Origin of the sequence: Mesorhizobium sp. M0040, assembly GCF_040323505.1 — a bacterium.
Taxonomy (GTDB): Bacteria; Pseudomonadota; Alphaproteobacteria; order Rhizobiales; family Rhizobiaceae; genus Mesorhizobium.
Genome location: NZ_JAMYVA010000040.1, coordinates 45,302 through 52,716, shown reverse-complemented (window position 1 = coordinate 52,716; position 7,415 = coordinate 45,302). Strand labels below are relative to the sequence as shown.

Here is a 7,415-nt window from a genome sequence, read left to right as displayed (position 1 = left end):
CCTCGCTTCCGCAGAAGCCTGGATATACGTCGCTCACATTCGCCTGCTCACCCGCAGGCTCGCAAGAAGTTGATATCAAAACACTCTTTTTGATTCAGGCTCTAAGACATGGGTGACACCCTCGCGCCGATCGGATTGTCGATGGCGTGCAAAAATTATCTGGACCATGGCGCCAGCGGCTCCTGCTCGCCGGCCAAATGACGATGAAGAGCATCTTCGGCATCTTGGATCCCGCTCTGGCCATAACCGCTCTACAGACCGAGGGCGCAGCCGTCCTTGCGCGGTTCAGAACCGCCCAGCAGGGTCCCGTTTGCCCAATCGATGCGAATGGCCTGCGCACCGCCGATCGGGTCCGTGGCCGGAATGATTTCGAAACCGCGTCGGCTAAGTTCAGCTACGGTTTCGCCAGCGAGCCCGTGTTCGGCCTGGACGTTCATGGTGCCGCTGACGGGGGCGACCCGCGGCAGATCAATCGCCTCCTGCAGATCCATCCCGAAGTCGAGCACCTTCGTCAGCAGGTGCGCATGGCCCATTGCCTGGTAGTAGCCACCCATAACGCCGAAAGGCATTTCTGCCCGGCCGTCTCTCGCAAGCATCCCGGGTATGATGGTATGCAAAGGTCGCTTGTTCGGCGCCACTGCATTGGGGTGCTTGGGGTCAAGCGAAAAGCTTTGCCCGCGATTGTGCAAGACGACACCGGAGCGTGGCGAGACCAGGCCCGAGCCAAAGCTGTCGAAGACCGAGTTGATGAAACTGACCGCATTGCGATCCTTATCGACAACGGAAATATAGACCGTGTCGCTGTGCAGCGGCATATCGAACGCCGGCAGGTCCGCGCGGGCGCGCTTTAGGTCAATCATGCCGGCCAGACGATCGGCCCAGGCATTCGACAACATGTCGGCCACCGGGACCTCGGACGCATCAGGATCGGCGACGAGCAGGTCACGCGCGGCGTAAGCGAGGCGTGTTGCTTCGATTTCCAGGTGAAGCCGGTCCGCGGATTGCGGGTCGCCGTGCGCTTCGAAGCGCGAGAGGATATTTAGAATCAGCAGCGCGATCACACCTTGGCCATTCGGCGGACATTCGAACACATCGCAGCCTCGAAACGCGGTGCTGATCGGGGTCACGTATTCGCCTGTTGCCGAGGCGAAATCTTCGAGTGTGTGCAATCCGCCGAGCCCACGAAGATAGACGACCATGTCGTCGGCCACAGGGCCAGTGTAGAAGGCCTCTCGTCCCTTCTTGGCGATCAGCCGCAGCGTTGCAGCCAACTCAGGCTGGCGATGCACTTCGCCAACGCCTGGCGCGCGGCCGTTTGGCAGGAAAATCCGTTTCGCGGCTACATCGGAGGCCAGAAGTTCTTCTTCCAACGCCCAGTCACGATGGACCCGCGGTGAAATGGCGTACCCTTCCTCGGCGAAACGTATAGCGGGGGCCAGGATTTGATCGAAGGGCATATGTCCATGATCAGTGTGCAATCTGGTCCAGGCATCGATGGCTCCCGGGATGGTGACGGAGCCAGGAGAATTGCGGGCCACCTCCGCCATGCCACGTTCGAGGAACCAGTCAATTGTGAGGGCGGCGGGTGTCCTGCCCGATCCGTTGTAGGCGATGACCTCGCCGGATCCGTTTCGCGACAGAAGAGCGAAGCAGTCGCCTCCAATGCCGGTCGAGGCTGGCTCGACGACACATTGCACCGCGCAGGCTGCGATGGCGGCATCCATGGCGTTGCCGCCGGCCGCCATGATCTCCACCGCCGTCAGGGTCGCCGACGGATGAGAGGTGGCGGCCATGGCCTCGCGTGAAACGACGACCGAGCGCGTTGGTTTCTCAAAATTTCGCATGCTATGCCCTTCTGATCGTGCTCAAGAGGCGGCGTCGCTCATCGTCGAGGGGCGGTGCCGCAGATGCCGCGACATCCAGTATTCGAGTGCCGCCAAGGCACGGATGATCGCGAAGTTCAAAGTGAGATAAATGGCGCCCGCGCAGATGAAGACTTCAAAGGCGCGGTAGGTCTGGGAGATCAATCCCTGGGCAATTCCAGTCACCTCCATCAAGGTCACGATGGAAGCCAGAGACGTGCCCTTGATCATCAGGATGATTTCATTGCCGTAACTCGGCAGCGCCTGGCGAAAGGCCAGCGGCAGGATAACGTGCCGATAGGTCAAATAGGTGGACAGGCCGACAGACCGGGCCGCCTCGACAAGGCCGCGTGGCACCGATTGAATCGCGCCGCGGAGGATTTCGCTGCCATAGGCGGTGGTGTTGAGTGTCAGCGCGATGATTGCGCACCAGTAGGGTTCGCGGAAAACGGCCCATAATCCAATTGCCGACAGTTGGTGCCGGAATTGACCAAGGCCATAATAGGTCAGAAAAATCTGCACCAGCAGAGGCGTGCCCCTGAACACGGCAACGAAGCCACGGATCGGCAAGACGACGAAGGGCGATTCCGATTGCTGGGCAAGCGCCAATGTGACGGCAAGAACGAAGCCGGCAACGATGGAAGTCAGGGCCAGTTCCATCGTGAGCGGCAGGCCGGCGAGTAGCTTCGGCAGGATTTCGAGGAAAAAACTGAAATCTATCATGCCGACCGGACGCGCCACGGCGCCTTGCGTTCCAGACGGTAAAAGGCGTGGCCCGTGACGGAAGCGATAGCCAGATAGAGCAAGGCTGCAGCAATGTAGAAGATGAACGGTTCACGGGTCGAACCTGCAGCGATCTGCGCCTGGCGCATCAGTTCAACGAGGCCGATTACCGATATCAGCGACGAGTCCTTCAGAACCAACTGCCACACATTGCCGAGACCTGGCAGCGCGTATCTCAGGAGCTGGGGAAAAATAACCTGTCGCAGCCGCTGCAGCCGGTTGAGACCAAGCGCGCAAGCGGCATCGTGCTGTCCCTGGTCGATGGCGAGGTAAGCCCCTCGATAGACCTCGGCTTGATAGGCGCCCGAGATGATCGCGATAGCCAAGGTTCCAGTGGCAAAGGCCGGAACGCCGACGAATCCGGACCCGCCCAGGCTATGACCAAGCGAGGTCAGGGCGACACTACCTCCATAGTAAAGCAGATAAATGGTCAGAAGGTCGGGCACGCCCCTGAAAACCGTGCAATAGCCAAGGGCCAAGAACCTCAATATTTTGGAGTTGCGGAGACGCCCGGCCGCTGCCAGCCCGCCAAAGACAGCGCCAAGCGCAAAGCCCAGCACAGACAGGAGCACTGTGACCGAGGCCGCCATGAGAAGAGCAGCCCCCCAACCTCCGTGCTGGAAACCAAGCAGCCGGAATGCGTCAACCATTGATACCCCCGGCATTGATACCCCCGGCAGGACGAACGGCTCAGCTCCGGAACGTGGTCAGGAATGGCCGTTCGCCGGCAAGCGCTTACTTGACTGGAGTGACGTCGCTCTTGAGCCATTTAAGCGACAGGGTTTTGATCGTGCCGTCGGCGGTCGCGGCGTCGATGGCGCCGTTGAGCATGTCTTTCAGCTTGGTGTCTTCTTTGCGGATACCGGCCCCGGAGCCAAGACCGAAGAGACCCCCGACAAATCCTGGTCCTGCAAGCGCATAGTCGCTGAACTCCGGCTTGCTCAGCGTGGCGGCCAGCGCTGTCTGTTGCGCGAAGAGCGCGTCGATGCGACCCGCGGCAAGATCGAGATCGTGTTGCTCGGTGGTCTTGTATTCGCGAATCTCGGCGACGTCCGAGAAGTATTTTTTCACAAATTCCAGGTTCGCCGTTGCAGCCTGAACTCCAATGATCTTTCCCTTCAGCAATGGCTTGAGCTTGTCGATTGCCGCCTGCGCAGAGGCTTCACTGTCCAGCTTCAACCGCTCGTTGGAGATGCCGAGCTTGCCCAGTTCGCTATCCTTGGCGACCGCGAAACCTGAGGGATCCACCGCATATGGCTGGGTAAAGTCAATGATCTTCAGACGTTTTTCAGTGATGAACATGCTCGCCATGATCACGTCGAACTTGCCGACGGTCAGCGCGGGGATCATGCCGTCCCAGTCCTGTGCGACGATCTTGCACTCGATCTTCATTCGCCCGCACAGATCATTGGCGAGATCGACTTCGAAGCCGTCCAGCTTGCCGTCGGCTGTTGTGAAATTCCAGGGCGCGTAGGCTCCTTCGGTGGCAATGGTAATTGCCTTTGGTGTTTCTTGTGCAACGGCGGCCTGGACCAGGCCGAACAGGACCGACGCAATGGCTGCGATGCGGCTAATTTTCATATCATTCTCCTCTTTTTTGCCGGTATGGCAGTTCCCTTTCGTCGTGCCGGATTATCTTCCGGCTTCAACGAGTTAGATGGTATTCCCTAGCGGCGGCCGGGACTTGCGAAGTTGGCCAGAAGCGGCGCCGTCTCGACGATATGATCCCGCATGACGATCTCAGCCTTGCCGGCATCACCTGACCGCAGCACGTCGATCAGGATCTCGTGCTCGGCACGCGCGCTGGCGGGTTTGTCGACATAGTCGAACCAGATGCGCAGGTAGGGCTCGATCACGACGTGCAGGCTGACAATCTGCCGAACCAGCTTGGGTCTGTTGCTCAATTGGCAAATCTGCAAATGGAAGGCCTGATGGCGCACGACCCAGTCGCTGCTGCCGGTCTGGCTGGCGCGCTCCATCCGGTCGAGCTGGCGTTCCAGTTCTTCAAGCACTTCGACATCGATGTGCGGCATGGCAAGCCTCACCGCCAGCCCTTCGAGCACCGAGCGTATTTCAAATGTTTCGTAGATCTCATCGAGGGTAAGCCCGGCGACGATGCAGCCACGGTTCGGGCGAATGACCACAAGACCTTCCGCGGCCAGTTGGCGGAATGCTTCGCGAACCGGCATGCGGCTCATGCCGATTTCCGTCGCGATCTCTTCCGGGATCAGCCGGTCCCCGGCCCGATAACGCCCCATCCTCAGGGCCCGCTGAATGTGGCGATAAGCTTCCTCCTCGGCGGTCGTGATGCCCAACGGCTCGATTGCGTCAGCTGCCATGTCCCTGGTCCGATCAGAGCGTATCTGTGTATCCACTTATCCAATTTTCGAAACCCTGTGTCAAGCACCGATGCTTGGGCGCTTTAGAATTTCTCTTGTGAGAATAAGCACTTGGTAGGGGAAATCGGGCTAAGCACACTGTGATCAGCTAAGCCGCTGATCGGCCTGCTTTTCAACGTCCGGCAAAAAGGCCCGCCGCTCCATTTGCGAAGCGGCGAGGCCCCATATTCGGGGACGATTGCCGGGATTCCCCGGCATTGCCTGCAGTGCAATTCAGGTGCCAGATTTGTTGATCCAAAACGGGTCACCGCACCGGAGGCGCCAACGCGGACCTTCCGCGATCACGCTACTGCCGCGCTTTGCCATTCCTGCTATGTTACTTTGCGGCGGACGTAATTTTTCCGCCTGGCCGGCGCCCCATCAGGCAACTTACCCCAACGCGCCCCCCAAGTGGCGCCGGCCATTTTCCCCTGTTGGGGCACGGGCGCGCCGATTCCGTTATGCGGTTTCGAGCTATGGCAATCCGCCGGCGAGCCGCTTTGTCCAGCCTGCAACCATAAGTCCGCACGCGATTCCCGCGCAGTCGGCCACCCAGTCGAATAAATCCGGGTCGCGCCCTATCAGTTGCACGGCCTGAAGCCCCTCGATCGCCGCACCCGTGAGAACGAGGAGTACGATCAGCTTCGCCTTGCGTTCCGGCCAGCCGAGACTTCCGAGAGCCGCCAGGATGACGAAGGCGGCGGCGTGATTGAGCTTGTCGTGATCAAACGTGAAAGCCAGGCCAAGGCCCTGCAGGAGTTGCTCCGGCAGAAGGGCGAACAGCAGAACGCCGGCAAACGCGGCCGGAAAGGCAATCCTTGCCACGATCTGATAAGAATCCAGGCGCAACAAGGATAGAATGGCCTTTCGTCCGAAATCTGCAGGGAACACCGGCCGCTGAATCGAGAGCGAGCGCGGTGTCCAATTTCCGCCGTCGGGGCGTCCGGTGCATCGTCAGAATGAATGAATGCCTCGGGTCAGCCGCTGGCAGGCCGAACTGCTGGGGAGGGCTCTGCATGGTGTAGCTTCCGCGATCACGCAATTACCTGCTGCGCCAGCGCGGCTACAATCTGGCTGCGGCGGACCTGATTTCCGCTTGGCCGGCGCTGCGTCAGGGCACCTTACCCCATGCCACACGAATCGGCGCCGGCCAGAATTCCATCGATTGCGTGATGACCGACCCGCGTCAAAAAAGCCCGCCGCCCTGTCGGACGACGGGCTCCGTTGCCTGGGCGCCAGGGCGCCACGGTAGCGACTGATGTTACTAGTGCTCCCGCAGGTCTCCAATATGCTTCCGCCGCATGGCGTTGCGCATCGGCTAAACAAACGAAGCCCGCGCCTCTGGCGGAGGGCGCGGGCCGATCGGGTTGCACCCGATCTGCAGCAGAATCCTGGGAGGTTCCCGCTGCTTAAGATAACAATTAGAGACTTCTAATGTTCCGCGCTAGGGGAAGATGCCGCTGCACCAGAAATCTGATGATGGTCGGCGCGATGATGATCGAGCCGTCAGTTCGTGCGCAAGTCGATCTGGAAAATCCGCTCGTCGAAGTGCCGCGTTTCAACGGCAAAGGTCAAAGCCACTTCAAGGACCAGACCGCCACGGTCGTCCCGGACCTTGACTGCAATCCTGCGATGAGGAAGGCCATCCCTGGCCATCTCGGCCAATGTGCGAAGGGCTTCTTTCCTGACCAGCGGGAGATCGTCATATAACGTTCCCTGATCGTCGGAATAGACGATTCCGTCTTCATCGGAATCGAAGAAGTAGCGGGGCATTGCGCTTGGCCGAAGCGGCGGCATCCGGGCACGTTGTCGATAGCTGGCCGGATCTCGGCCGATCGCGATCAGTGCCTCTCCACCGTTGGCTTCGCCGCCAGCTCACTTGCGCTCGCGCAATGCCTTCACCGCCTGCGAGAGGATCATCCGGTCGCCACCGGTCCTTTTGATCAGCTTGCTCACCTGGCTGGGCGAAACACCATTTTCCCGCGCGAAATGTTCGACCTCATAATATTCATCCGCCGAAACGCGATTGCGGTCGCTGAAGTCTCGCTTGCTCTTGTCATCGGCCATTTCCGCTCTCCTCGCCCCTTCTCTTCGCTTCAGGGGGGGTCAACTTTGGTGCACACAGCAATTTGAGGGTTCGCCCGCCACAAAGTGACGCGCGAACCCTTATCGGCGCAGGAAGGGACAGGGCTGCGCAGATGCCGGGTTCGATCGGAATGGAAACAGCCAGGACCGGTGCGAGCAACCGTCGACCTTTTCCATGGAATCCTCCCGGAATGTGCAGCCAGCAACGGCTAGGTGCCGCGGCGGTTCCGGGTCACGCGGCAAACCCACCCTTTGCGCGCAAGGATCAGACTTAGGTCCTGCGGCAACACGTCGGTTGGTCCCTCCC

General features: G+C 60.0%; 8 protein-coding genes. All 8 read right to left on the bottom strand.

Going from position 1 to position 7,415, the window contains the following annotated elements; translation table 11 throughout:
• Positions 1-251: 251 nt before the first annotated feature.
• Positions 252-1,844 (bottom strand): gamma-glutamyltransferase, encoded by a 1,593-nt coding sequence (gene ggt, locus NKJ91_RS25605; RefSeq protein ID WP_352457751.1) that lies wholly within the window; start codon positions 1,842-1,844, stop codon positions 252-254.
• A gap of 21 nt (positions 1,845-1,865) precedes the next feature.
• Complete coding sequence (locus tag NKJ91_RS25600) at positions 1,866-2,585, bottom strand: ABC transporter permease (RefSeq protein ID WP_352457755.1); 720 nt, start codon at positions 2,583-2,585, stop codon at positions 1,866-1,868.
• Complete coding sequence (locus NKJ91_RS25595; protein WP_352698118.1) at positions 2,582-3,295, bottom strand: ABC transporter permease; 714 nt, start codon at positions 3,293-3,295, stop codon at positions 2,582-2,584. The genes NKJ91_RS25600 and NKJ91_RS25595 overlap by 4 nt, the downstream gene beginning before the upstream one ends.
• Positions 3,296-3,380: 85 nt before the next feature.
• Positions 3,381-4,226 carry a transporter substrate-binding domain-containing protein gene (locus NKJ91_RS25590; RefSeq protein ID WP_352457750.1) on the bottom strand — a complete coding sequence of 282 codons (846 nt, stop codon included), beginning with the start codon at positions 4,224-4,226 and terminating at the stop codon, positions 3,381-3,383.
• An 86-nt stretch (positions 4,227-4,312) separates the two neighbouring features.
• Positions 4,313-4,960 carry a GntR family transcriptional regulator gene (locus NKJ91_RS25585; RefSeq protein WP_352457749.1) on the bottom strand — a complete coding sequence of 216 codons (648 nt, stop codon included), beginning with the start codon at positions 4,958-4,960 and terminating at the stop codon, positions 4,313-4,315.
• Positions 4,961-5,497: 537 nt separating this feature from the next.
• Complete coding sequence (locus tag NKJ91_RS25580) at positions 5,498-5,875, bottom strand: VanZ family protein (protein WP_352457748.1); 378 nt, start codon at positions 5,873-5,875, stop codon at positions 5,498-5,500.
• 654 nt (positions 5,876-6,529) lie between these two features.
• A complete protein-coding gene (locus NKJ91_RS25575; protein WP_352448669.1) occupies positions 6,530-6,796 on the bottom strand; it encodes a DUF6894 family protein in 267 nt (88 codons plus the stop codon).
• A 102-nt stretch (positions 6,797-6,898) separates the two neighbouring features.
• Positions 6,899-7,090 (bottom strand): DUF3606 domain-containing protein, encoded by a 192-nt coding sequence (locus NKJ91_RS25570; RefSeq protein WP_352448668.1) that lies wholly within the window; start codon positions 7,088-7,090, stop codon positions 6,899-6,901.
• Positions 7,091-7,415 lie beyond the last annotated feature (325 nt).

Excerpts from the sequence above, each read along its gene's own strand:
- NKJ91_RS25595 (WP_352698118.1), bottom strand. The coding sequence starts at position 3,295 with ATGGTTGACGCATTCCGGCTGCTTGGTTTCCAGCACGGAGGTTGGGGG.
- NKJ91_RS25600 (WP_352457755.1), bottom strand. The coding sequence starts at position 2,585 with ATGATAGATTTCAGTTTTTTCCTCGAAATCCTGCCGAAGCTACTCGCC.
- NKJ91_RS25575 (WP_352448669.1), bottom strand. The coding sequence starts at position 6,796 with ATGCCCCGCTACTTCTTCGATTCCGATGAAGACGGAATCGTCTATTCC.
- NKJ91_RS25590 (WP_352457750.1), bottom strand. The coding sequence starts at position 4,226 with ATGAAAATTAGCCGCATCGCAGCCATTGCGTCGGTCCTGTTCGGCCTG.
- ggt (WP_352457751.1), bottom strand. The coding sequence starts at position 1,844 with ATGCGAAATTTTGAGAAACCAACGCGCTCGGTCGTCGTTTCACGCGAG.
- NKJ91_RS25570 (WP_352448668.1), bottom strand. The coding sequence starts at position 7,090 with ATGGCCGATGACAAGAGCAAGCGAGACTTCAGCGACCGCAATCGCGTT.